Annotated in this window: 16 protein-coding genes; 13 read left to right on the top strand and 3 right to left on the bottom strand. The window is 61.3% G+C overall.

What is annotated here, in order from left to right:
- The first annotated feature begins 307 nt into the window (after positions 1-307).
- The 5 genes from VSP_RS19810 to VSP_RS19835 all read left to right on the top strand — a co-directional run bounded on the left by VSP_RS19810 (position 308) and on the right by VSP_RS19835 (position 8888).
- Positions 308-5275 carry a beta strand repeat-containing protein gene (locus VSP_RS19810; protein WP_009962877.1) on the top strand — a complete coding sequence of 1656 codons (4968 nt, stop codon included), beginning with the start codon at positions 308-310 and terminating at the stop codon, positions 5273-5275.
- Positions 5276-5663: 388 nt separating this feature from the next.
- A complete protein-coding gene (locus VSP_RS36380; RefSeq protein ID WP_009962879.1) occupies positions 5664-7001 on the top strand; it encodes an MATE family efflux transporter in 1338 nt (445 codons plus the stop codon).
- Between the two features lie 70 nt (positions 7002-7071).
- Complete coding sequence (locus VSP_RS19825) at positions 7072-8025, top strand: coiled-coil domain-containing protein (protein ID WP_009962881.1); 954 nt, start codon at positions 7072-7074, stop codon at positions 8023-8025.
- Between the two features lie 76 nt (positions 8026-8101).
- Positions 8102-8554: an SRPBCC family protein gene (locus tag VSP_RS19830; RefSeq protein WP_009962882.1), complete on the top strand. Its 453-nt coding sequence runs from the start codon at positions 8102-8104 to the stop codon at positions 8552-8554.
- The gene (locus tag VSP_RS19835) at positions 8535-8888 is read left to right on the top strand and encodes an ArsR/SmtB family transcription factor (protein ID WP_009962883.1); all 354 of its coding nucleotides are present in this window, start codon (positions 8535-8537) and stop codon (positions 8886-8888) included. Before VSP_RS19830 ends, VSP_RS19835 begins: the two co-directional genes overlap by 20 nt.
- Positions 8889-9669: 781 nt before the next feature.
- On the opposite strand, the gene VSP_RS19840 is transcribed toward VSP_RS19835, so the two are convergent.
- Complete coding sequence (locus tag VSP_RS19840; protein WP_009962884.1) at positions 9670-11910, bottom strand: sulfatase-like hydrolase/transferase; 2241 nt, start codon at positions 11908-11910, stop codon at positions 9670-9672.
- 140 nt (positions 11911-12050) lie between these two features.
- A complete protein-coding gene (locus tag VSP_RS19845; RefSeq protein WP_009962885.1) occupies positions 12051-13658 on the bottom strand; it encodes a N,N-dimethylformamidase beta subunit family domain-containing protein in 1608 nt (535 codons plus the stop codon).
- Between the two features lie 407 nt (positions 13659-14065).
- Between VSP_RS19845 and VSP_RS19850 the strand changes: the two genes are divergently transcribed.
- Entirely contained in the window at positions 14066-14998 is a 933-nt protein-coding gene (locus tag VSP_RS19850) for an ABC transporter substrate-binding protein (protein ID WP_009962886.1), read from the top strand.
- A 254-nt stretch (positions 14999-15252) separates the two neighbouring features.
- Here the strand turns inward: VSP_RS19850 and VSP_RS19855 are convergent, their stop codons facing one another.
- The gene (locus tag VSP_RS19855; protein WP_009962888.1) at positions 15253-16188 is read right to left on the bottom strand and encodes a LysR family transcriptional regulator; all 936 of its coding nucleotides are present in this window, start codon (positions 16186-16188) and stop codon (positions 15253-15255) included.
- A 337-nt stretch (positions 16189-16525) separates the two neighbouring features.
- Between VSP_RS19855 and urtA the strand changes: the two genes are divergently transcribed.
- The 7 genes from urtA (at position 16526) to VSP_RS36385 (ending at position 23194) form a co-directional block, all read left to right on the top strand.
- On the top strand, positions 16526-17755 hold the full coding sequence (gene urtA / locus VSP_RS19860; RefSeq protein ID WP_029190602.1) for an urea ABC transporter substrate-binding protein: 1230 nt from the start codon (positions 16526-16528) through the stop codon (positions 17753-17755).
- Positions 17756-17926: 171 nt separating this feature from the next.
- Complete coding sequence (gene urtB / locus VSP_RS19865) at positions 17927-18853, top strand: urea ABC transporter permease subunit UrtB (protein WP_009962890.1); 927 nt, start codon at positions 17927-17929, stop codon at positions 18851-18853.
- Between the two features lie 39 nt (positions 18854-18892).
- Positions 18893-20068 (top strand): urea ABC transporter permease subunit UrtC, encoded by a 1176-nt coding sequence (gene urtC, locus VSP_RS19870; RefSeq protein WP_009962891.1) that lies wholly within the window; start codon positions 18893-18895, stop codon positions 20066-20068.
- The gene (urtD, locus tag VSP_RS19875; protein ID WP_009962892.1) at positions 20065-20808 is read left to right on the top strand and encodes an urea ABC transporter ATP-binding protein UrtD; all 744 of its coding nucleotides are present in this window, start codon (positions 20065-20067) and stop codon (positions 20806-20808) included. Before urtC ends, urtD begins: the two co-directional genes overlap by 4 nt.
- 13 nt (positions 20809-20821) lie before the next feature.
- Positions 20822-21511 carry an urea ABC transporter ATP-binding subunit UrtE gene (gene urtE, locus VSP_RS19880; protein ID WP_009962893.1) on the top strand — a complete coding sequence of 230 codons (690 nt, stop codon included), beginning with the start codon at positions 20822-20824 and terminating at the stop codon, positions 21509-21511.
- A gap of 63 nt (positions 21512-21574) precedes the next feature.
- Entirely contained in the window at positions 21575-22795 is a 1221-nt protein-coding gene (fmdA, locus tag VSP_RS19885) for a formamidase (protein ID WP_009962894.1), read from the top strand.
- Between the two features lie 51 nt (positions 22796-22846).
- Positions 22847-23194, top strand: a complete 348-nt coding sequence (locus VSP_RS36385) for an FmdB family zinc ribbon protein (RefSeq protein ID WP_009962895.1) — start codon at positions 22847-22849, stop codon at positions 23192-23194.
- Positions 23195-23366 lie beyond the last annotated feature (172 nt).

The raw sequence follows: 23366 nt of genomic DNA on the forward strand, positions 1-23366 counted from the left end.
CAAGCTGGAAACCGCCCTACAATGGTAAGTCAATACCCTATCTAAAAACAAGGATTTCAAGCCATTTCCAGCTCGGGGTAGAGACATATAAAGTGTAGCGCTGTTTCCTACAGGCCCGCCCGCCCCCTCACTGCGGTCATGCCTTTTGCCAGTCTCTCACCGCCTCTGGTTTGTGCTTAAGCTCCCTGCTCTCAATCACACCCCATCCCAACGTCCAACGGCATCCTCATGGCCTCAGCAACGGCTTGTTTGCGGGAGTGTATTTGCCAGCCTGTCCCGGCTTCTTTTACTCGTGGTTCTGGTTTGCATGGGGAACGCGTATCCCCTCTCCTTTGGCCAGTCTCTGTTTTGGGACGCGAACACCTCGGCAGACGCCGCCCAGGACGGCGGAGGCACATGGAATGCCGGCACCGGGGTCAACTGGCTGCCCACCGCCACCAGCCCCAGCAGCGACAATCAAGCGTGGCCCACGGACCCTGCGGGGAGCGCTACCATCGCGAACTTTGGCACGGGCGGAGCCCTGAGCAGCGACTCTCGCACCATTGCCGTGGATGGCACGGTTACCGCCGCAGGCTTGCACTTCGGGGCGGTTCAACTGTCCGCCTCGACCGACTACGCATACCAGTTCACCGGCGGCACCATCCAGATCGCCAGTGGTGGATTCATTGAGATCGGTCAGGGAGCCACCAAAATCGCCACGAACTACCGCATTGATATCAACTCGGCTCTTGCCGGGAACGACATCACCATCCGCAAGACCACAGGCTCCTCGGACCTGGGGCTCATCCAATTGCGCGCTGCAAACACCTGGACCGGCACGCTCTCTCTCGAAGGGTCTTTGTTTGTGGATATTCAGAATCTGGCGAGCCTCTCCACCCTTTCCGCGATCAACGTTGGCCCCTCGTCCACGCTGGTCATCAACTTCGCCAGCGCCTCTCCCCTGAATGTCCCCCTCATTCTTACGGGGATTGGCAGCAGTTCCCGGGGTGCGGTTCGGGTGGATCAGTCCCGCACGATCAGCGGGCCCATCACCCTGGCCGGCAATGCCGGAATATCCGCAGCGTCCGCCGGCGTGGTGGCCACCCTCTCAGGCAATATTGGTGAAGCGGGAGGGAGCCGAGTGTTGCAGATCAACACCAACAACGCCACCGGCACCGTGGTGTTATCAGGAAACAACACCTTCACAGGCGGCGTGGAAATTGTGGCAGGCACGCTCCGCATGGGCAGCACCGGAGCTCTCAATGCCAGCACCCCCAACATCGTCACTTTCACAAACAATATCAACGTGAAGACCCTGGCCCTGAACGGGATCAATACCACTGCGGGAGGGCTGTCCTCTCCTGGAGATGGCGGGACCAGCACCGTGCACAACAACCACGCCACTGCCGCCCAGCTCATCCTCAATGTCGCCGAATCCGCCAACTATCCCACCTATGGCGGGATGATTGCGGACGGCGGCACGGGTGGAGCGCTCACGCTGGTCAAGGATGGCCTGGGCACTCAGGTTCTCACTGGCACTGCCAGCACCTACACCGGAGGAACGGTGCTGAATGCAGGCGTGCTTCGCATCTCCGGGGACAGATCTCTGGGGAACGTTCCAGCCACTTTTTCCGCCACCAATCTCACCTTCAACGGCGGCACCCTGCAACTGGCGGCTTCTTTCAATCTCGATGCCAATCGTGGCATCACCCTGCTGGCGGGTGGCGGCACCCTGGACACTGCCGGGAGCGACAGCACCTACAGCGGCACGATCACCGGAGCAGGGATCTTCATCAAGGCCGGCACCGGCAACCTGACGCTCGACACCGCCAACACACACACCGGCGAGACCCGCGTCACCGCAGGGACCCTGGTCGTCCGGCACAACCAGGCTCTCGGCTTCCCCTCAGGAGAAACCAATGTACTCGTCGGTTCCCGTATCGAGCTCAAGGCCGGCGTCACCATCACCGGTGAACTGCTCTACACGCCCCACCTCATCAGTTCCGAGGGAAACAACACCTGGGCAGGAAACCTCCGCGGTGCAGTGGGATCCACGGTCACACTCGACACCGTTTCTGGACACCTGCTCATCACGGGCAGCGTCAACGCCTCGTCGGTGGACGGCGTAAATCACACGCTCGTCCTCGACGGTGCGGGCTCAGGAGAGATCACTGGAGTCATCTCCAACACCGTGGTGGTGACCAAGAACGGCACAAGCACGTGGAAGCTCAGCGGAAACAACTTGCTCACCGGTGGCTTGAACTTCGCGAATGGCAAGGTCATTCTGGCCCACCTGGGAGCCCTGAATGCCGCAGCCCCCAATGCGGTCAACTTCAGCAACAACAGCTTCGACAAGACGCTCGCCGTTCAGAGCCCTCTTGTCTATGCAGCAGGCCTCTCCAGCAGCGGCGGTGCCGGAGCCATCATCACGGAGAATGGCAGCAGCCAGGACGCAGTACTGGTGCTTTCAGGTGCAGGAAATTACACCTACGACGGCATCTTGCGTGACGGCGACGGCGGAGGACGCCTTGGTCTCACCCGCGCCGGGACGGGTACCCAGACCCTCACGGGCAGCAGCACCTTCACTGGAGCCACCACCCTCGTGTCCGGCACGCTGGCTCTCAATTTTGGGGCAGCATCCGCGCCATCGGCGAACATCCTCGGCACCGGTACCACCCTGGTCACGAGTGGCGGCACCTTGGCCGTGCTCGGCCGTGGAAGCTCCGCCGCGGCCCAGAAAGTGAATGGACTCCAGGTTTCCGGTGGAGTCTCCACCATCTCTCTCACCACCCACGCCACCACCCCGCAGGATCTGCTTTTGAATCTGGGTGCCATCTCTCGTACGGCTGGCAGTGTCAATTTTGTCATCCCCTCCGGCACGCAGAGCGCCACCAACGGGATTCGCACCAGCACCGGCAACACGCATGGCATTCTCGGCGCATGGGCCACGGTGAATGGCAACGACTGGGCCACCGTGAACAACGGCAACATCGTCGCCTACACGGACTACACCCAGGTCACCCGCTTCAGCACGGGTGCAGGGACTCTCGGCCCTCTTCCAGACAGCCCCGCAGCCAACGTTAAAATCGTTGATGGCGGCACCAGCGGACCGATCGCCCTGGAGGACATCGGGAGCAATGGCATCACGGAGATCAACACGCTCCTACAGGGCGCCACTGGAACTGCCACGGTGAATTTTGGCGCAAGTCCCTCAGGCAAAATGCTCCGCCTCGGTGCAGTAGGCGGCGTCCTTGTAGCGTCAAGTGCCGGCAGTCTCACCATCGGTAGTACCGCTGGTGAGGACAGTGTGCTGACTGCCGGAGGTGCGGCCAACACCGCAGGCGAACTGATGTTCACGAACCACTCGCCCAGTGCGGTTCTGACCGTCAACTCCAACGTAAACAACAACGGGAGCGGCATCGTCAGCCTGACCAAGAACGGCACCGGCCTGCTCGTGCTGGCGGGCACAGGCAGCACCTACTCCGGGGGCACGGTCATCAATGGCGGAACGGTTCGCATCATGGCCAACGCCAGCCTGGGCGCGACACCAGCTTCCGTCGGCGCGACCAACATCACCCTGAATGGAGGAGTCTTGCAATGGGGGGCTGCATTCAACCTCTCCAGCAACCGGGGCATCCACCTGCAGTCAGCGGGAGGCACCCTCGACACCCAGGGCAACGCCACCACCTACGGCGGAATCATCTCCGGCACAGGCGGACTCACGAAAATGGGCTCGGGCACGCTCACGCTCACGCAGGCCAATACCTACACCGGCGTTACCCTGCTCAGCGCAGGAATCACTTCCCTTGACCCCGGCGTCATCGTCGTGGCGCACAATCAGGCGCTGGGCACCGCCGATGGCGGCACCTTGGTGGGGTCTCTGGGCATCGTCCGCCTGGCCAACGGAATCACCGTCACAGGCGAAACCCTCACCATCAATGGCTATGGTACAGGAAACAACGGGAACCTGCAAAGTGCCGCCGGCACTTCCGGTTCCCCAGCCTCTGCCACCTGGGCGGGCGATGTGATCATTAGCACTAGTGGGGCGCGGGTGGGCACGGGCAGCCACTCCACCCTCACCATCTCCGGAGCCATTCGCAATGGATCGACCCCCAGCGATCTGGGCATCGCCGCCAGCGCCACGGGCGGGGTGGTGGTGCTCGCCGGGTCCAGCACCTACACCGGCTCCACCAGCATCGTGCGCGGCACCGTCCGCCTCGGTCGGCAGGATGCACTGCCTACCGGCACGCTCCTTAATGTCCATTCGTCGGACCTCACCTCGGACTTGGCCGCGTTCGATCTGGCTGGGTTCAACCAGACCGTGGGCGGCCTCTCAAGTGAGCAACGGAGCAACACCTCCAACGCCGCCTTCAGGACCACGGTGACCAACAGTTCCAGCTCCGTCGCCACCCTCACGGTGAACCAGTCTTCCGACCGCGTGTACTATGGTGAGATCACCGGAGCCCTCAACCTCGTGAAGACAGGAACGGGAAAACTCACGCTCGAGACACAGCCCCAGACACCCACCAACTCCTACACGGGCAAGACCACCGTCGCCGGTGGCACGCTCGCCCTCCGCGGCACGGGCAACATTGATGGCAGCACCTGGGTACAGCTTGACTCAGGTGCCATTCTCAGCCTCACAGGGCGCACCAGCGGGACCTATGAGATGATCAACAAGATGATCTCCGGCACTGGTGCCGTGGAGGGTACGCTCATCGTGCGGGGCAGCAGCATCCTCCGCCCAGGCAGCACCGGCGCGGGCGGCACTCTTGCCGATGCCGGCACAGGGTTCGGTGAACTAACCTTTGAGAATGTCTTCATCCATCCCACCGCCGTCCCCGGCGCTGCAAGGCTGGAAATGCAGCTCGGCGGGACCACCAGCAACATTGGCAATCCCCTCGCCCTGGGCAACGCTTCCTACTTTGCCAGCGCAGACTCCGGAGGTCTCTATGATACCCTCCAGGTGAACGGCACGCTGGGGCTCAATGACACCTCCATCATCCACGTCACCTATGGCAATGGGTACACGGCTGGCTGGGGCGACGTCTTCAACCTCCTCGACTGGGCCATTTTAGATCTCAACGGCGACGGTGCCGGCAACGCCGGGCCGTTCACTTTGGCCAGTCTTGACCTCTCCGGCATGGCGCTGTCAGACGGCTATTTCTGGGCCACTGACAAGTTCATCACAGACGGCATCATCTACGTTGCGCCGGAACCTTCGCGTATGCTGCTCGTGATCGGCGGGATCGTCGCACTCACCCTGCGCCGCCGCCGCCGTTCCTCCCCTGCATGAAGGCCCGTGCCACGCCCGCGAGGCGCGTTGCATTTGACACACTACTTCACTGCGGGTATTTAGAACCTTCCATGAACTCCGCCCGTCCCCGTCATGATCGCTCTCCGGCCAAGAAGCCGGTCGGCATCATGGAGCCTGGATGGGAGTTCTAATAAGCGCGTTTCGTCGTCTCGCGAAGTCTCTCCCACCGGCCCCAAATTCTCAGGGCGGTGGTTTTTTTGTGCCTGCCGTCGGCACCTCCCCTCCAAGCCCCTTCTCAAAAAACCCTCCACGGCAGTCGCCTATGTTACCCACTTCACCATCCAGCCCCCATTCAGTCCTGCAACAAGGTCCCCCGTGGCCTTCTTTCACCAAGGAGCTTGTTGCGACCTTTGTTCTCGCCTTTCCCATGATTGTCGGCCAGTTGGGCCAGATGTTCCTGGGCATCTCAGACACCGTCATGATTGGTCGGTTGGGGGTGAACGAACTGGGTGCCGCCACCTTGGCCAACACCCTCGTGATTGTGCCATTCGTGCTGGGCATCGGACTGCTCTCGTCCATCTCCGTCCGGGTCTCGCAGGCGCACGGGGCCAAACGTCCGGAGGAGGCCCGTCGCGCCCTTCGCCATGGCACCTGGATGGCACTCGCGTTTGGAGTTCTCTCCCTGCTGGTTTCCATCGCCATTGTCCCCTTGCTGGGCTTCCTCAACCAACCGGAGGAGGTCATCCAACTCACCCCCAGCTTCCTCATCATCATTGCCGCCTCCCTGATTCCGGCCTTCATCACCATGGCCTGGAAGAATCATGCGGATGCTCTGAACCATCCCTGGCCGCCATTCTTTATTATGATGGGCGGCGTATTTCTGAATATCTGGCTGAATTGGCTGCTGATCTGGGGTCACTGGGGAATGCCCGCCATGGGGATGGAGGGTGCCGCCCTCGCCACCCTGATCTCCCGCATCCTCACCACCATCGGACTCTTCCAGTGGCTCCGTCGTTCCCCCAAGGTCAATGCCTGGACGCCCCGGCACTGGTGGGCGAGGTGTGAATCCTCCACCTTTAAGAACCTGCTCTCCATCGGCTTCCCTGCCAGCCTTCAGCTCTTGACCGAAGTCGGCGCCTTTGCCGCGTGCACCCTCCTGATTGGCACTCTCGGTGCCGTACCCTTGGCCGCCCACCAGGTCGCCATCAACTGCGCCGGTTTTGCCTTCATGGTGCCTCTAGGCGTGGCGATGGCCATCACCGTGCGCGTGGGTGAGATCGTGGGTGCCCGGCAGCAGGCCCGCCTCCATCGGGTGCTGGCTGGCGGTTGGTTCTTCTCTACGGCGTTCATGACCTGCTCCATGCTCGTGTTCTTCACCTTTGGTCGGGAGATCGCCTCCTTCTTCGGGGACAATGCCGGGGTGCAGGCCATCGCCGCACGTCTGCTCATTGTGGCTGGCTTCTTCCAGCTCGTGGATGGCATCCAGGTCGTGTCCGCCTTCGCCCTGCGCGGGGTGAATGATGTCCGCATCCCCGCCTGGATCGCCTTTGCCGCCTACTGGATGGTGGCTGTTCCTCTGGGTTATTTCCTTGGCCTGCGCTGCGGCTGGGGTGCGGAGGGTATGTGGACAGGACTCGCGGCGGGTCTGGGAGTGGCCGCCGTCGTCCTGGCATGCCGGAGCTGGCAGTTGCTCGCCCCCTCTCGAGATGCTTCACCCCCTGCTGTCACCAGCGAGGCAGGCGATGCCCCTCCTGAACCCGCTTGACTCAGGCCAATACAGCCTCTTTTTGCCGACACCCCATTGAATATCGCAACATGCCGCTCGTCTGAACGGCATGGACCTCTCCTCCACTTCGCGCACCGGCCGGGGCCAAGTCACCGCATGGAATCCCCTGCCGGAGAATGCGGTGTACCGTATCTCCAGCCGCGACGACGAAGCTCCCGCACCATCCCGTCGTACCGCCCCGCGCAACAACTCCGACCGGGGAAGGGCACCCTCCTCCGCCTGGTGCCACCTCGCAGCGTGGCTCGTGGCCGCCACCCTTCTGGGAGCCACGGCCTGGGACCTCCGGGGCGCACGCACCCAGAATGCGGAGCTCTCTCATGAAGTCGCATTTCTGAAAGAAGCCCTGAGCGAACACCTCAACAAACTCGAAGGCACTCAAGCAAGCCTGAACGTGGCTCAAGAAGAACGCGGTGCGATGATTTCCGCCCTCCGCCACTCCTTGACCAAACAGGAAAACTTGCGCGAGGATACGGACAACTGGCGTCTGCGTCATGGTCAGGAAGTGGCAGCCAAGACCAAAGCAGTCGCCACCTGGGCTACCTACGGTGACCAACTGGCCAGCGTCGTGCAGCAAACCAACGCACTGCGAGAGTCCGAGCACGAAGAGGCGACCCAGCAACTCGCCAGCCTGGAGACAAAAACCACCCAACTATCCCAGGCCAATCAGAACCTCGCGAGCACCGCAGCGGAATGGGAGGCCAGTGCCCGCAGCCTGGCCGGAGACAATCGCAACCTTCAGCAGGAACTGGAGCGCACCCAGTCCTGCGCAGCTCACCTGGAAGTGCAGAATCGCGACCTCTGTGGCCGCAACAGCCAGCTTCTATCGGATGTGCTGAGCTTGAACGCGTGCATCAGCGGACTGCGATCCACCATCTGCCAGCTGGAATCCCGCATCCGCTGCCTGGAGTCGGAACTGTCTCAAGCGCGCAGCGCCAATAACGCCAGTTCAGGTAGCAGCAGCAATGGCAGTGATTCTGGTCCTCACCGGCCGCGTGCGCGCTGAAACCTCGGAATGATTAGGCAACTAAAAGGTTGCGCATCCCGACTCGCTGAGCCATTATGCAACCGAAAGGTTGCCTATGACTGACCAAATCAAAAAACAAATCGATATCCCCGCTCCCCGCACCCGAGTCTGGCGCGCGCTCACGGACTACCGTGAATTCGGTGAATGGTTCCGGGTAAAACTGGAAGGCCCGTTTGCAGTGGGGGAAACCGCACGTGGGCACATCCTGTATCCAGGCTACGAGCACCTCATCATGGAAGTCGAGGTGCAGCAGATAGAACCCGAGCACCTCTTCTCTTACACGTGGCATCCCTATGCCGTGGATCCAGACGTGGACTACTCCGACGAGGTCCCCACCCTCGTCGAGTTCCGGTTGGAGGAAACGACCACTGGCACCCGCCTGACCGTCACGGAATCCGGGTTCGACAAGGTGCCGGCCCACCGTCGCCTGGAGGCGTTCCGCATGAACGAAGGTGGCTGGGAAGAGCAGGTGCAGAACATCCTCCGCCATGTCTCCGCCAACCCCTGACGCTCCCCTCGCCGCGGATCAGCTCCGGGCCTCGGTGTTTGCCGCGCTGGGAGATGCCACCCGCCTCTCCCTCGTGAACCGGCTGGCCGATGGCCAGCCGCGTTCCATCGCCCAACTAAGCGAGGGGTATCCCCTCTCTCGGCAGGCGATCACCAAGCATCTCGGCGTGCTGGAAAGTGCCGGCATCCTTCACCGTGTGCGCTCCGGTCGCGAGAGTCTCTTCGAGTTCGACGCCGGCCCCATGCGCGACCTCAGCAGCTATCTGGAAGCCGTGTCCCGCCAATGGGACGCCGCTCTGGGCAGATTGAAGGCCTTCATCGCCGAGAATCCTTGAGGGGAACTGACTCCTTCGTGCTGGAGGTGGCCGTCAAGGAACCAACTCCCGCTCAGTCCGCAGTTTATCCCCGAAGGGGATATCTAGCACAGCCCAGTGGTTGGACGAGCCTCAAGCGAGTCAACCCTGGGTACCTCCGCGGAGGATGATCAGGTGGGAAAGCCGACAGCATCCGCCTTCTCCCCACCGCCATCAACACCTCCACGTCAGTCCCCCACCAGGGTCCTTTGCAGAACGAACCAACCTCGCGCGTTTTGGGGTGGCCGCAAAGGAACCTGCGCAGCGGAGATGCTCAGCCGAAGCTCTTCCTTCCGCAGAAGGCTCGGCCCTAAGTACATGCGTGTGGTCCAGACCGCCGCAGAAAGAATGGACGGCGGGGATTTGGTGACAGTGGCGCAGCCGACTTTCGCGCCTCAAGTAAAAGGAAACAAACCTTCCCACCGCTTTAATCGCCCCCCACCTCCAAGGAACGCGAAGCGTCTTGGAGTACGGTGGCTTGACACCGTACTCCAGCCGGGACCGACGAACAACAATCCTGTCGGCCTGAGCGAAGCCCAACGCTCCCGCCCGTTATCAGCAGGCCGAAAAATCACCCCCTCCGGTCGTCTCATCGGCTGGCGAAAACGGTGTCAAGCCACCGTACTCCAAGACGCTGCCGCGACGACGAACGGCCCGCCCTATAAGGCGCACCCGCCCCATTGAGCGGAGCGCCCAACACCTCCTGTCGCACGCCCCCCGACCCCGAAGGGCTCGCAGCGAGCATCCTCCGGCCACCACCCTCTCACAACCTCACGGTGGGCTGGATGGCATTCTCATCCTGCCCGGCAAAGATGTCCTTGATCGTCATCTCCGCCTTCTCCTCGGTGAAACGCCCCAAGGCCCCCTTCATCGTCGTGAACACATCCGGGAAGCTGGCCTTCACATCCCGCTCACAGTACTTGTCTGACTTCAGGTCAAACAACCGGTAGATCGGACCGTTCTGGCCGGGGGTCATCACCAGCTTGAACCGCTCCGTACGCAACACCCGCTCCTTGGTCTTCAGCACATCTTCCTGGTACTTGTCCTTGAGCACAAAGTGGAAGTCGAAATCTGGATCGATCATGGTCGTCTCGTCCATCGGAGGGATGTAAAGAGGCTCCTCACCCGGGATCTTCCTGCGGAAGAACAGGTAGCTGGTCTCTCCATACCAGGCCAGAGAGAGGTCCGCCTTGGGGTCGTGCAGATACGGCACCAGGCTTTTACCTTCGAACCGGGCTTCAGCAGGCTGGCCCACCAGATCCAGCAGCGTGGGGGCAAAGTCCACCGTGCGCACCAGCTTGTCCACCGTGCGCCCTGTCAGGGCGGGATCCAGCCCTGGCACGCGCATCACCAGGGGGATGTTGTTGCTTTGGTCGCCGCCATTAAAGGTGAGCCCATGGCCGAACGTCACGTTGGGCTCGAAAAGGTCGTCCCCATGGTCACCGGTGATCATCACCACCGTGTTGTCCTTCAGCTTCGTGGCATCCAGTGCCCGGACGATGTTGCCCACGCAGTCGTCAAACATGCGCACACAGCCGTCGTAGATGCCGTTGATCTGATCGACCTCCTTCTTCGGCAGCTTCTCCCACTTCTTGCCGATGTCCACATCGCCAATGAACTCGTCCACATTCAGCCCCAGCATGTGCTTGTGCGGGCCTTCATATTTGGGATCCGTCCAAAGCTCCGCGTACTCACGGGGAGTCCGGTACGGCAGGTGGGTGCAGGAGTAGAAAGCAAAGATGACGAACGGCTTCTCATCCTTCTCGCGACTCTGGAGACGCTCGATGACCTGGTTGGTCACCACGTCCGGCGTCATGAAATTGGCGAAGGACTTCAGCTTGGGGAACAGCCAGTGCCCCACCCGATTGTCGAAGAACAAGGGCAAGATCTGGTGGTGCAGGTACACCACCTCGCTCATGTACACTTTGAAGTTGTCAAAGTCGGAGACGATCACGTCCTTGAACCCCATGGGCAGTTCGTTGAAGCCGCAGGCACACCAATCACCAATCACCGCCGTATCGTAGCCTTGGGCCTTCAGCGTGGCCGCCAGCGCCGGCACGTTGGCATTGGCCGTGTCCACCTGCTGCTTGTTGGGGAACATGTGCTGAATGCCGTGTGTGTGGGGATACTGGGACGAGAACATCGTCGTCAGACTCTCCAGAGTGGAGGCGATCGGCGTGAAGCACTTCGAAAAGTTCACCCCTTCCTTGGCCAGCTTGTCGATGCTGGGTGAGGTGGGCCGGAAGTAGCCATTGCAGCTCAACCGGTCTGCGCGCAAGGAGTCCGAGGCGATGATAAGGATGTTCTTGGGCTTCAGCTTGGGCGGCCCTACCTCCTCCACAGGGGCAGCGTCACGCACAAACCCGTGACCCGAGACCACAAAGGCCACCAGAATCGCAATCGGACCAATCACTGGCCAAGGGAAAAAACGAGGGTTCTTCTTCCAGGCCTTGCGAAGCTCCAGAGCGTAAAATGCCACGCAGATGGCCAGAGCCACCGTAGGGAAGATATAGAGCACAAAGAACTGCGCACCGCCCTGAATGGCACCCCCAAACCACTCGCCAAACTTTCGGTACCCCTGGTCGAAGTAGCTGAAGTCCCCAAAGTACGGCTTGTTGAGCATCAACCGGAAGATGAAGAACCCGTACAAGACACCCGAGAACAGCAGCGACCGCCAGACCACGCCCCACCTGCCGAAGGTCTGGAAACGTTGCCAGACCAGCACCAGAGGATAGATCACCAGCACGTACACCAGCGCCACCAGGAGGTAGCCCTTGAGCACCTCCACGTTGCTCCAGAGCAGGTAAAACCAGTGGTCCACCATGGCCACCTCAGTGAATCGGTTGTTAAACGAGTAGGTGTTGCCAGCAAAAGTCAGCAAGGCGTTCACATACAGGCCCACGAGCGTGGCCAGCACAGTGAGGACCACGAAACGAAAAACCGTCTTGCGGCTGATCTCCTTACGGGAGGATGGGAGGGCGGCGGGCTCAGCAGTCTTGCTCATTTTGGGGGCGGGAGTCTGTAACAAAAGGTCCAGGTGACGATTGCGTGACAATTGCCCAAAGTCAACCCCGGCCCTGTGAGCGGTTTGCCCAGCCAAAATGTTAATTTTCACTCACAACATCACCAAACACCAAACCGCAGTCAGCGGAAAGTTGCACCAGTGTCCCGCGGCAACTGAGCCGGACGGCACGTCCGGACTACACCCAACGCGCGGGCCAGCACATTCTCCGTGATATGCTGCACCCGCTCATCCACCCCATGGGGTCGGCTCCAGTGCGACCATGGCAGAATGTGCCCCGGCGGGCTGCTCAAGGCCTGCGGCCAATAGATCGTCGCGGCATTGAAGACAATGTTCCCCGCTGGCCCCGGAAACACCGTTGCCGTCCAGTGGGCGGGAGAGTCGCCACCACGCCAGGAGGTTCCCTCAGCCACCACCTCCAGCCCCGGCAGCCCGGCCGGAGCCCCATGGTGCTCCCAGCCCACCAGCCCCGGAATCGAGTCTCCAGACTTCATCCCCGTTCCGGCAAAAACCCAATGCTCCGGCTTCGTGCATGTCCAGTCTCCCCCGCCATTGAAGGGGACGATGGACCGCGCGCCGATTATCAGGCTCTCGTCGGGCCCCAGCCGTATCAGTTCCTTGGGAAACACTTTTCGCTCAGCCTCAATCTCCGCATCGGTCAGCCCCCCAAACAACCCGGCCCGGCTGATGATTCGCCCTGCCGCTCCCTTCGTCGAAGGCTCGAATGGGCTGACCGCAAACACGGAGTTTCCGCAGAGCCAGAGGGCACTGGTGCCACCGGCGATGGCCTTTGCCACCGCGTCATATTGCCGCACATCCCAGTATTCATCGTGGCCCACGCTCAAAAAGGCCCGGCAACGGGAAACATGACTGGGCAGCAGAGTGTCCACGTTGGAGCCATACGTCACATCGTACCCTCGCTGCTCCAGCCAGTAGGCCGCAGGAAACTCCCACAGAAGAAACTCACCAGACCCCACCGACTGCGGAGCATCAAAAATCTGCGCGTACTTGCCGTAGGGACGGTCAAAGCTCACCGCCACATCAAACGCATGCGCCGCCCGGGGATCAGTGTACAACGAGTAGTTGTCTGGCCAGCGATTGTAAGCCTGCCACGTGTTGTCACTGCACTGAAAGAGCAGGTCCGCCTTGCGATCATCCTTCACGATGAAGATGACGTAGCTCTGCCACCACGGCTGGTCCTTCCCGCCAGGCAATGTGGTCAATCGCCCCAGATACACCCCGCTCAGCCAGTCCTCAGGAATGGTCAAAGAGAGGGAGGGCTCCCATCGGCATTCGCGAAGCCGCCGCGGCCCCACCCCCGGATCCGTCTGCACCTCGCCTGCGATCGGGCCATAGGTCGCCATCAACCGGGCTCCACGCCCCCCATAGTATCCCGTGCGGAAGATTTCGACTTTAAACGGACACGCGGGCCTGGTGCTCACCATGATGTCCAGCGTCTCGCCCGCCTTCACCGACTGACGGGAGCAATACCCTTCGATCATGGGGGAGCGGAAGCCTTTGGTGCTGTCCAGCCGCACCCGGGTGAGCTGCCAGTCTCTCGCCCCCTCCCGGGCATTCTCCACCTGCACGGGATTCAGTTGAGCGTCAGACTTCGCCCCCTCTGAGGCAGCAGCGACACTCCCGCCCCCTGTTGAGGACACCAGTGCCGTTGCCATACCGCCTGCCGCAGTGGCCGTGGTACGGAGGAAATCACGTCGTTGTGGAGCCATGGCAAACAAGAGGGAGGAGACGCGGTTGAGACTTCGGAGCAGCGGCTTCGCGCGTGAGCCACACCGCCATCATCCCTACGGCGTGAAAGGCAGGACTTTGTCCATGGGTACAGGGAAATCACCCGACCCCGCGCCTTTTTCCACGCCCACATGGATTCTTGGCCCGGAAGGCGGGGGACACGATTCTGCGGCACACCCTCTGCTACTTTGGCCGGCATACTTGGGGTTGAACCTCAACCTCAAGCCCTCTCACCCCACCTCACATCCCCCTTCGCATAGCGACCGGCCTTTCTCAGGCAAAAGGATCGGCAGCTCATGTCCTCCGTCCCAGCGTGTCTCTCGGCCAGACTCGTACTCAAGGTCCACGTCCATGACCACGCAACACCAAGCCCCAGACGGTCTCGTTCATGAACGCCCCTCTCACACTTTCCACTGGCTTTGTTCCCTCCCTGGAGGCCATCCCCCTCCTGGCAGCCACCCGATCCGTTGGCGCCCCCTGGCGCATGCACCCCTGCCCAAGCTATGGCCGGATCATTCGCCACCTCCTCACGGGCGAACTCGCCGCCGGGCTCATCCCTTGGGAACTTGGCGTCACCGAACTCGTCACCAAACCAGGGCAGAAAGGCCAGTGGAGCGTGCCACTCGTCGTGCATGCCTGTCCCATGGAACTGGTGCTCACGCCCAAGGCCATGAAGACGGTGTATCCCCCGCGGAATCGCAAAGCATCATCAGAATCCAAGCGGCTGGTCTTCGGCATTGAGGCCCGTTGCTCGCTCACCCGCTATCAGATCCTGACCTGGCAGCTCCAAGTCGCCGGCAAACTCCTCGATCCTCCCGCATTCAAGGTTCTGCCCATGGAGCTCCTCCGCAAGGGGTTGGAAGCAGGCACCATCGACGGCATGGTGGCCCCCACCCCTTGGGGCATGCAGGCCGCAGCAGAAGGCAGTGGCAAGATCGACCCAGGATTCGAGCCCGGAAAATATGCCCAGGAGGTCGTCCTCTTTTGCCAGCGGGATCTGGCAGAGACATTTGCCGCCCCTTTGGCCGCCATGCCTGAGCTCCTCCAGGCACAACATGAGCGACTGGCCGAGGAATCTGAGTTCATGAAAGAAGCCGTCGCCATGGGCGAACTCGGTACCCCGCGTTGCGATCCCGCCCAGCTCCGCCAGTCCGCGCGCCTTCACCTCTATAGGGTCCCCCAGCGAGACTTCCAGCCCGATCAAGCCTGGATTGAAAGGGAGCTCAAGCTCCTCACCGAACGCGTCCCTCTCGGTGAAGGTCTCTTTGATCTCGATGAAATGACAGAACAGCTCGCGCCACCTTGTGGCGTGGCGAGGTAGCAGGGCGAAAAAGGTGCCAACGTTCAACGTTCAAACTTCAAACTTCAACCAAAGGGCAGATGGCGTCAGAGCTCTCGCGTGCGACCAAGGCGACACCTACGAACCTGATGCGCATGCGCCAGCCGGGAGAAAGCCTACCCATGGCAAACCTTCCGGGTTCATGAGACAACTCACGCCGCCCACTGCCCACTGCCCACTGCCCACTGCCCACTGACGCACTGACGCACTGACTCACTGACGCACTGACTCACCGGCTATTCCTGCGCCACCATCTCCACCAGACTCAAAAACACCTCCGCAGCCCAGCTCAGCTCCGTCTGGCCGGACCAATGGGCCGCACACGTCATCTGCGCCCGTGGACCAGACATCTCCAGATGAACCAGCTGGCCCGCCGCGACCAATTTTGATGCGGCACGCTCTGACAGCAGCGCGATCCCCTGCCCTACGCGCGCCAACTCCCGCACGGCTTCAATCCCGGGCAAATGCCAGACTCTGGCCGACTGTCGCTGCCCCGGCGTCAGCTTGCGTTCCAGAAAGCACCTCACGCTCGTGGCGCAACTGGCCAGCATGGGCTGCTGCTCAAACACCGTCGCATCCACCTGCGGCCTCCTTGCCAGGGCGTGAAATCCCGCCACATACAGACCCAGGGTATCCTGCACCAGATCACGCCGCACCACATCCGGTGAACTGCGAGCCTGCCAGGTGAGCAGGAGATCGAGCTCCCCAGACATGAGCTGGTGCAGGGCGCGATCATCTTCACTGTCCCCAAGCACCGGCTCGAAGATGGCCATGGGGAAACACTCCATAAAGTCCGGCAGCACACGGGGCAGCATCGTGACGCTGAAAGTCTCGGGCATGAGCACCCGCAGCTTGCGCGGATTCCCCTGCACGATCGCCACCTCTTTGCGGAGGCTGGCCATCCGGTTGAGCACCTCCTCCGCCAGGGGCGTCAGGCGCATGCCCGCCCGGGTCAGGGTCACTCTTGGCCCGTGACGTTTGAAGAGATTGCAGTCAAACTCCTCCTCCAGCGTCTTGATGGCATGGCTCACAGCTGAGGGCGTGAGATTCAGGCGGTCAGCCGCCGCGACAAAACTCGACGTCTGGGCCGCAGCCAGAAAGACCTGGAGCCTCCGGGAATCAATGGCACCAGACTCGACCGGGCTGGAGGTGGGGGGTGGAAGGACGCTCATCCGCAGCAAAATTCATGTTGCATCATGGGACCCATGGCACCGCAAGGATGATGCCATGAGCGTGACAAGGTACAGCAGCAGCATTGCCCTCTTGCAGATTCACGCCTGCCATGCAGCGAAATTCGGCCGCCCCCACTTCGTCCTCTACAGGATCCCACGTTGAATTCTTTTCAGCATGTCACGGCTGGCACGGCAGGATAGCGGCACGCCCGGTGCTTGGTGATGCGTGCCAATCGAAATTACCGCCCCGGTCCATCTGGGACGGCTTTTGAGGAGGCCTCGATTCCCGGTCATTCTGGATTCGATGAAACAGCAAACCGTCACCTAATCTAACTAGATGAAACAGCGAACTCCAAGTCTTCATCGCAGGTTGCTCCCGGTCGTCGGGCTCCTTGCGTTGTCTGCCATCACAGCCTCCGCCAAGCCGCCCACATCCGAAGTGAACACCACCGGTCTCGCCGTCACTGATGACACCGTGACCGTAGGTCAGCTTCACTCCGCCACGGGCACAATGGCCATCAGTGAAACCGGCTCCATCCAGGCCGAACAGCTTGCCATTGACCAAATCAACGCCATGGGCGGCGTGCTGGGCCGGCAGATCAAGGTCATCAAAGAGGACGGCGCCAGTGACTGGCCCACCTTCGCTGAAAAGGCCAAGAAACTCCTGGTGAGCGACAAGGTCGGCACGGTGTTCGGATGCTGGACCTCCGCCTCGCGCAAGGCAGTGCTGCCAGTCTTTGAAAAGGAGAACGGCATGCTCTACTACCCTACCTTCTATGAAGGTCTGGAGCAGTCCAAAAATGTGATCTACACCGGCCAGGAGGCCACGCAGCAGATCATCGCCGGCCTGGACTGGATCGTGAAGGAGAAGAAGGCCAAGACCTTCTACCTCATCGGTTCTGACTACATCTGGCCCCGCACCTCCGCCAAGATCGCCCGCAAGCACATCGAGAATGTGATCAAAGGCACCGTGGTGGGTGAGGAGTACTACGCGCTGGGTCACACCCAGTTCGGGTCGCTGATCAACAAGATCAAGCTCAAGAAGCCGGACGTGATCTACGCCATCGTTGTGGGCGGTTCCAATGTGTCCTTCTACAAGCAGCTCAAAGCAGCGGGCATCACCAGCGCCAAGCAAACACTCCTCACCATCTCCGTCACGGAAGATGAGGTACTCGGCATCGGCGGTGAAAACCTCGTGGGCTTCTACTCTGCAATGAAGTACTTCCAGAGCCTCGACAACGACAATAACAAAGCCTTCGTAAAAGCCTTCAAGGACAAGTACGGCGCCAACAGCGTGATTGGTGACGTGACCCAGGCGGGCTATCTCGGCCCGTGGTTGTGGAAAGCTGCGGTGGAGAAAGCCAACAGCTTCGACATCGACAAGATCGCGGCGGCCTCGCCCGGACTTGAGCTGACCACCGCCCCTGAGGGTTATGTGAAAGTACACCCCAACCACCACCTGTGGAGCAAGCTCCGCATCGGTCAGTGGGGCTCAGACGGTCAGGCCAAGGTGCTCTATGAGTCCGAGCTGATCGAGCCCGATCCGTTCCCCAAAGGCTATCAATAAGCCCCCCATTTCTCCGCCCTCCCTGCCCGCCGCGGCTGTTCGCCTGAAAGCGGTCGCGGCCCAGGCAGGGGGCGGCGGAGACCCCTCCCCTTCTCTCCGCCCTTTTTTCCCTTTTGCTCCGCCCGGCCCTCCGGCGCGCTCACCCTCCCCCACATTCAACTTTCTCCACCTATGGAATCCTACAGTTGGGAAGACCTCCAGAACATTTTCCTCATGCAGGGCTTCGCGGGCATCAGCCTCTTCAGCGTGCTGCTGCTGATGGGCCTCGGACTCGCGGTCATCTTCGGCCAGATGGGCGTGATCAACATGGCCCACGGTGAATTCATGGCTCTAGGAGCCTACACCGTCTATCTCTGCTCCACCCTCACAGCGGAGTATGCCCCCTCCTTCGGCCCCTACTACTTCGTAGTGGCCATCTTCATTGCCTTTGTCGTCTGCGCCCTCGTCGGGGCGGCGGTGGAGTGGCTCATGATCCGGCGCCTCTATCACCGGCCACTGGACACGCTCCTGGCCACCTGGGGACTCAGCCTCATCATGCAACAAACCTTCCGCTCCACCTTCGGAGCTCGTGAAGTCACCCCCACACTGCCCGAGTGGCTCATGGGATCTTACTCCCCGAAAGAGGGCCTCGACATCCCCATCAATGGCATGTTCGTCCTCGGGCTCGCCATCGCAGTCTCCCTCGCGCTGCTCCTTTTCATGTACAAGTCCTCATTCGGTCTGCGTCTGCGCGCCACCGTGCAAAACCGCAAGATGAGCGGTGCGGTGGGCATCAATACCAACTCCGTGGACCGCCTCGCCTTTGCCCTCGGCTGCGGCATCGCGGGCATCGCCGGAGCTGCCTTCACCACCATCGGCTCCACCGGACCGGACAGCGGCAGCCGCTACATCGTGGATGCGTTCCTCGTCGTGGTCTTCGGTGGTGCAGCCAGTCTCATGGGCTCCCTCGCCTCCGCCTTCGGCATCGCCCAGGCCCAATCCATCCTCGAGTTCTTCCTAGAAGGCACCAAGGGCAAGGTCGCCACCCTCCTGGTCATTGTGATCGCCCTCATGATCCGGCCCCAGGGCCTCTTCCCCAGCAAGGTTCGCGCCCATTAATCCCATGCGACTCAGCCCCCCTCACCCATCCACTCAATCATGATCTTCTTTCGAACGCTCTTTAAAACCAAGGGAGAAGCCATCTCCTTCGCGGTGTTTGTCGCGCTCATCGCGATCATCCTGCCGCTCGCCCTGCCCATCTTCCGGCTCAACCTGGTGGGCAAGTACCTCAGTTACGGCTTCGTCGCCATCGGTCTGGTGCTGCTCTGGGGACGTTGCGGCATCCTCAGCCTCGGCCAGGGGGTCTTCTTCGGCCTCGGCGGCTACTGCATGGCCATGTTCCTGAAACTGGAGGCGTCAGATCCTGTTAGCACCTCGATCCAGACGACGCCGGGCATCCCGGACTTCATGGACTGGAACCAGATCACCCAGCTCCCCTGGTTCTGGGAGCCGTTCAAGAGTTTCACCTTCGCCTCGTGCGCCGTGTTCCTCCTGCCCGGTCTCATCGCCTTCATCATCGGTTGGGCCATGTTCCGCCGTCGCGTGGGTGGCGTGTACTTCGCCATCATCACCCAGGCCATCGCCCTCATCCTGTCACTCGGGATTGACGGAAACCAGGGCTTCACCGGCGGTCGAAACGGCATCACCGACCTGAAGACCCTCCTGGGCTGGGACATCCGCACCACGGGGGCGCAGTACACCCTGTACTTCCTCTGCGTCTTCCTCCTGCTGGCCAGCGCCCTGCTTGCCAAATACATCATCAACACCCGCTTCGGCCGGGTGCTGATGGCCATGCGGGATCGCGAAGACCGGGTCCGCTTCTCCGGCTATGACGTCGCCATGTGCCGCACCTTCGTGTTCGCCCTGGCCGCCATGCTCTCCGGTCTGGGAGGCGCGCTCTTCGTCCTGCAGGTGGGCTTCATGTCCCCCTCGCTGGTCGGCATCATCCCCTCCATTGAGATGGTCATCTTCACCGCTGTGGGAGGAAGGCTCTCCGTCATCGGTGCCATCCTGGGCTGCCTCATCGTGAACTTCGGCAAGACGGCCTTCTCAGAGGCCTATCCAGATGCCTGGCTCTACCTCATGGGAGGCACCTTCATTGCCGTGGTGATGTTCTTCCCCGATGGCCTGGCTGGCATCCTCGACAAATCCGGCACCCTCAAGGCCAAGCTCGCCACCCTGGGCACAGGTTTGATGAAAAAACTCAAGCCCGCCGCTTCCGCTGAAAAAGCCTCCGCCAACGTTGCAGAAATCCCCAAGACCGCTGAACCATGAGTGACCGCAATTTCGTCCTGGAAGTCGAAGACCTTGGTGTCTCGTTTGACGGCTTCAAAGCCGTGGATGGCTTCAACTTCTACCTGAACCGCAACTCCGTCCACGTCATCATCGGCCCCAACGGCGCCGGCAAGACCACCGTGCTGGACCTGATCTGCGGGAAGACCCGCGCCACCAGCGGCAGCATCCGGTTCAAGGACCGGGAGCTCCGCGGGACAAGGGAGTACAAGATCGTCCGCCTTGGCGTGGGTCGGAAGTTCCAGAACCCCTCCATCTACGAGAACCTCACCGTGCTGGAGAACCTGGAGCTCTCCCACCCCACCGGTCGCGGTGTTTTCGGCTGCCTGTTCTTTCGGCGAACCCCTGAGATCATGGGCAAGTGCCTCGAGATCGCTGAGCAGATCGGCCTCGCCGACAAGCTGGACACGGAGGGCGGCATCCTCAGCCACGGCCAGAAGCAGTGGCTGGAGATCGGCATGCTCCTCATGCAAAACCCGGAAGTCATCATGCTGGATGAACCCGTCGCCGGCATGAGCGTGCGCGAGCGCCAGGAGACCTCCCAGCTCATTCGCAAAATCAGCCAGAACCGCTCGGTCATCGTCATCGAGCATGACATGGAGTTTGTGAAGGAGATCGCCGACCGCGTCACGGTCATGCACATGGGCAAGGTCATCTCGGAAGGCTCCATGGAGACCGTGCAGAACGACCCCAAGGTCATCGAAGTTTACATCGGCCATTAACCCGCCTCCCACCATGTTTGACGTCAAGAACCTGCAAGTCGCCTACGGCCAGAGCGTCGTCATCCCGGATCTCACCTTCAACGCTGCCGAAAGTGAGATCGTCGGGATCGTCGGCCGCAACGGCATGGGCAAGACCACCCTCTTCCGCAGCCTCATCGGCATGATCCCCACCGTGTCCGGTAAAGTCACCGTGGGCACCTCAGAGATCACGCACAAGCCCTCCTACAAGCGCGTGGCGGAGGGCGTCGCCTTCGTCCCCCAGGGCCGCATGATCTTCCCCTACCTCACGGTGTATGAGAACCTCATCTCCGGCGTAAAGGGCAGAGTCAATGAAGAGGACGTAAACGAGATCTACGCCCTCTTCCCTGTCCTGCGCGACATGAAGGGTCGCAAAGGCGGCAACCTCTCCGGCGGCCAGCAACAGCAGCTCGCCATCGGCCGGGCTCTCATGACCAAGCCACGCGTGCTGCTTCTGGATGAACCCACAGAGGGCATCCAGCCTTCCATCATCAAAGACATCTCACGCAGTCTCAAAGAGATCCGTGACCTCAAAAAGCTCACCATCATCGTCAGCGAGCAGGTCCTCAGCTTCGTGCTCGACACCTGCGACCGCATTGCCGTGATCGACAAGGGCAAGCTCATCCGGGAGGACAAACGTGAGTCCGTCGATGCCTCCAAGATCAAAGCCATGCTTTCCGTCTAGCCCCTGCCCTCCACCACCCCAATCCCCCCAAAACAGACAAGTAACTACGCCCAAGCATACGTCATGAAAACACTGATCAAAGTTGACCTCAACGCCACGCCTGAATCACAAGACTACCTTCACAACCGCTGGCACCCGGATCTCCCGATGGTCGCCTATGTCAAACCCGGTGACGAGTTCCGCGTCGAGTGCATCGACTGGACCGGCGGTCAGATCGTCAATGACGACAAGGCCAATGACATTCAAGACGTTGACCTCTCCAAGGTGCATTACCTGAGCGGCCCGATCGGGGTGGAAGGCGCGGAGCCGGGCGATCTCCTTGTGGTGGATATTCTGGACGTGGGCGTCCTTCCAGAGTCCGCCTGGGGTTTCACCGGCATCTTCGCCAAGACCAACGGCGGTGGTTTCCTCGTTGACCACTACCCGGATGCCCGCAAAGCCTGCTGGGACTTCCACGGCATCTACACCACCTCCCGCCACATCCCAGGTGTGGAATTCGCCGGCATCATGCACCCAGGTCTCATTGGCTGCCTTCCTTCCAAGGAGCTGCTCGACACCTGGAACTCGCGCGAGAAGGAGCTCTACGACACCGAGCCTGATCGCGTGCCCGCTCTCGCCACCCTGCCCTACGCCCCTACCGCCCACATGGGCAAGCTCAAGGGCAGTGAGGCCGCCGCCGCCGCCGCCGAAGGTGCCCGCACCGTGCCGCCGCGCGAACACGGCGGCAACTGTGACATCAAGAACCTCACCAAGGGCTCCAAAGTCTATTTCCCAGTCTATGTGAAGGACGGCGGCCTCTCCATGGGAGACATCCACTTCAGCCAGGGGGATGGGGAAATCACCTTCTGCGGCGCCATTGAAATGGCGGGCTACCTTGACCTCCGCGTCAGCCTCATCAAGGGCGGCGTGGCCAAGTACGGCGTGGTGAACCCCATCTTTGAACCCAGCCCGCTCTCCCCCGAGTACAAGCGCCACCTCATCTTCGAAGGCATCTCCGTGGACGAGAAAGGCCAGCAGCATTACCTCGATCCGCATGTCGCCTACCGCATGGCCTGCCTCAACGCCATCGAGTACATGAAGAAGTTCGGCTACACCGGCGAGCAGGCCTACGCCATCCTCGGCACCGCCCCTGTCGAAGGCCGCATCAGCGGCATCGTGGATATCCCGAACGCCTGCGCCACCCTCTGGCTGCCCACGGAGATCTTCGACTTCGACATCCGACCGAATGCGGACGGCCCCTCCATCAAGGTGCCCCCGGGCGTGGACCTCGCCTCCGTCGTCTAGTCCCCGTCCCTCGTCACAATCCCCCTAGTCACCTCTCACCCTCCATCTACCATGCCCGTTTACGACTACACCTGCCAGGAGTGCGGCGACTTCGTCCTCTTCCGCACGGTCGAGGAACGCAATCACGCCGCCAGCTGCCCCTGTTGCCAGGGCGCCGCCCAGCGTTTCATCAGTGCGCCCAACCTCGCCCTGATGAACCCCGCCAAGCGTCGCGCCCATTCCGTCAACGAGCGCAGCCGGCACGAACCCCGGGTCAGCAACGCCCACCAGTGCAGCTCCCGCTGCGGGTGCGGCACCCCAGGCGGAACCAAGATCCGGCCCGACCGGAAGAAAAAAACCCGCCTTGGCGTCATGCAAACTCAAAAAAGTGGGTCACGCCCGTGGATGTTGGGCCATTAGAGTATGTCAGTGTGTAGTTAGGTGAGAAAAGCAAAAGCAAGCCGGATGCCCTTGTGAGGGGGGCATCCGGCTATTTTATTGGAGGACACGATCTGGGACGCGAGCTGGAGAAGTCCCGTTAAAAACTTCGGCCCCCCCCTTTCACGCTGGCCGTTCTGACGCCAATGGCGTC

The organism is Verrucomicrobium spinosum DSM 4136 = JCM 18804 (genome assembly GCF_000172155.1).
GTDB classification, from domain to species: domain Bacteria; phylum Verrucomicrobiota; class Verrucomicrobiia; order Verrucomicrobiales; family Verrucomicrobiaceae; genus Verrucomicrobium; species Verrucomicrobium spinosum.

What these genes read in the sequence shown, in the direction of transcription:
- VSP_RS19830 (WP_009962882.1), top strand. Translation starts at nt 8,102, where the DNA reads ATGACTGACCAAATCAAAAAACAAATCGATATCCCCGCTCCCCGCACC.
- VSP_RS19825 (WP_009962881.1), top strand. Translation starts at nt 7,072, where the DNA reads ATGGACCTCTCCTCCACTTCGCGCACCGGCCGGGGCCAAGTCACCGCA.
- urtE (WP_009962893.1), top strand. Translation starts at nt 20,822, where the DNA reads ATGTTTGACGTCAAGAACCTGCAAGTCGCCTACGGCCAGAGCGTCGTC.
- VSP_RS19845 (WP_009962885.1), bottom strand. Translation starts at nt 13,658, where the DNA reads ATGGCTCCACAACGACGTGATTTCCTCCGTACCACGGCCACTGCGGCA.
- VSP_RS19810 (WP_009962877.1), top strand. Translation starts at nt 308, where the DNA reads ATGGGGAACGCGTATCCCCTCTCCTTTGGCCAGTCTCTGTTTTGGGAC.
- urtA (WP_029190602.1), top strand. Translation starts at nt 16,526, where the DNA reads ATGAAACAGCGAACTCCAAGTCTTCATCGCAGGTTGCTCCCGGTCGTC.
- urtD (WP_009962892.1), top strand. Translation starts at nt 20,065, where the DNA reads ATGAGTGACCGCAATTTCGTCCTGGAAGTCGAAGACCTTGGTGTCTCG.
- VSP_RS36380 (WP_009962879.1), top strand. Translation starts at nt 5,664, where the DNA reads ATGATTGTCGGCCAGTTGGGCCAGATGTTCCTGGGCATCTCAGACACC.
- fmdA (WP_009962894.1), top strand. Translation starts at nt 21,575, where the DNA reads ATGAAAACACTGATCAAAGTTGACCTCAACGCCACGCCTGAATCACAA.
- VSP_RS19840 (WP_009962884.1), bottom strand. Translation starts at nt 11,910, where the DNA reads ATGAGCAAGACTGCTGAGCCCGCCGCCCTCCCATCCTCCCGTAAGGAG.
- VSP_RS19855 (WP_009962888.1), bottom strand. Translation starts at nt 16,188, where the DNA reads ATGAGCGTCCTTCCACCCCCCACCTCCAGCCCGGTCGAGTCTGGTGCC.
- urtC (WP_009962891.1), top strand. Translation starts at nt 18,893, where the DNA reads ATGATCTTCTTTCGAACGCTCTTTAAAACCAAGGGAGAAGCCATCTCC.
- urtB (WP_009962890.1), top strand. Translation starts at nt 17,927, where the DNA reads ATGGAATCCTACAGTTGGGAAGACCTCCAGAACATTTTCCTCATGCAG.
- VSP_RS36385 (WP_009962895.1), top strand. Translation starts at nt 22,847, where the DNA reads ATGCCCGTTTACGACTACACCTGCCAGGAGTGCGGCGACTTCGTCCTC.
- VSP_RS19850 (WP_009962886.1), top strand. Translation starts at nt 14,066, where the DNA reads ATGAACGCCCCTCTCACACTTTCCACTGGCTTTGTTCCCTCCCTGGAG.
- VSP_RS19835 (WP_009962883.1), top strand. Translation starts at nt 8,535, where the DNA reads ATGTCTCCGCCAACCCCTGACGCTCCCCTCGCCGCGGATCAGCTCCGG.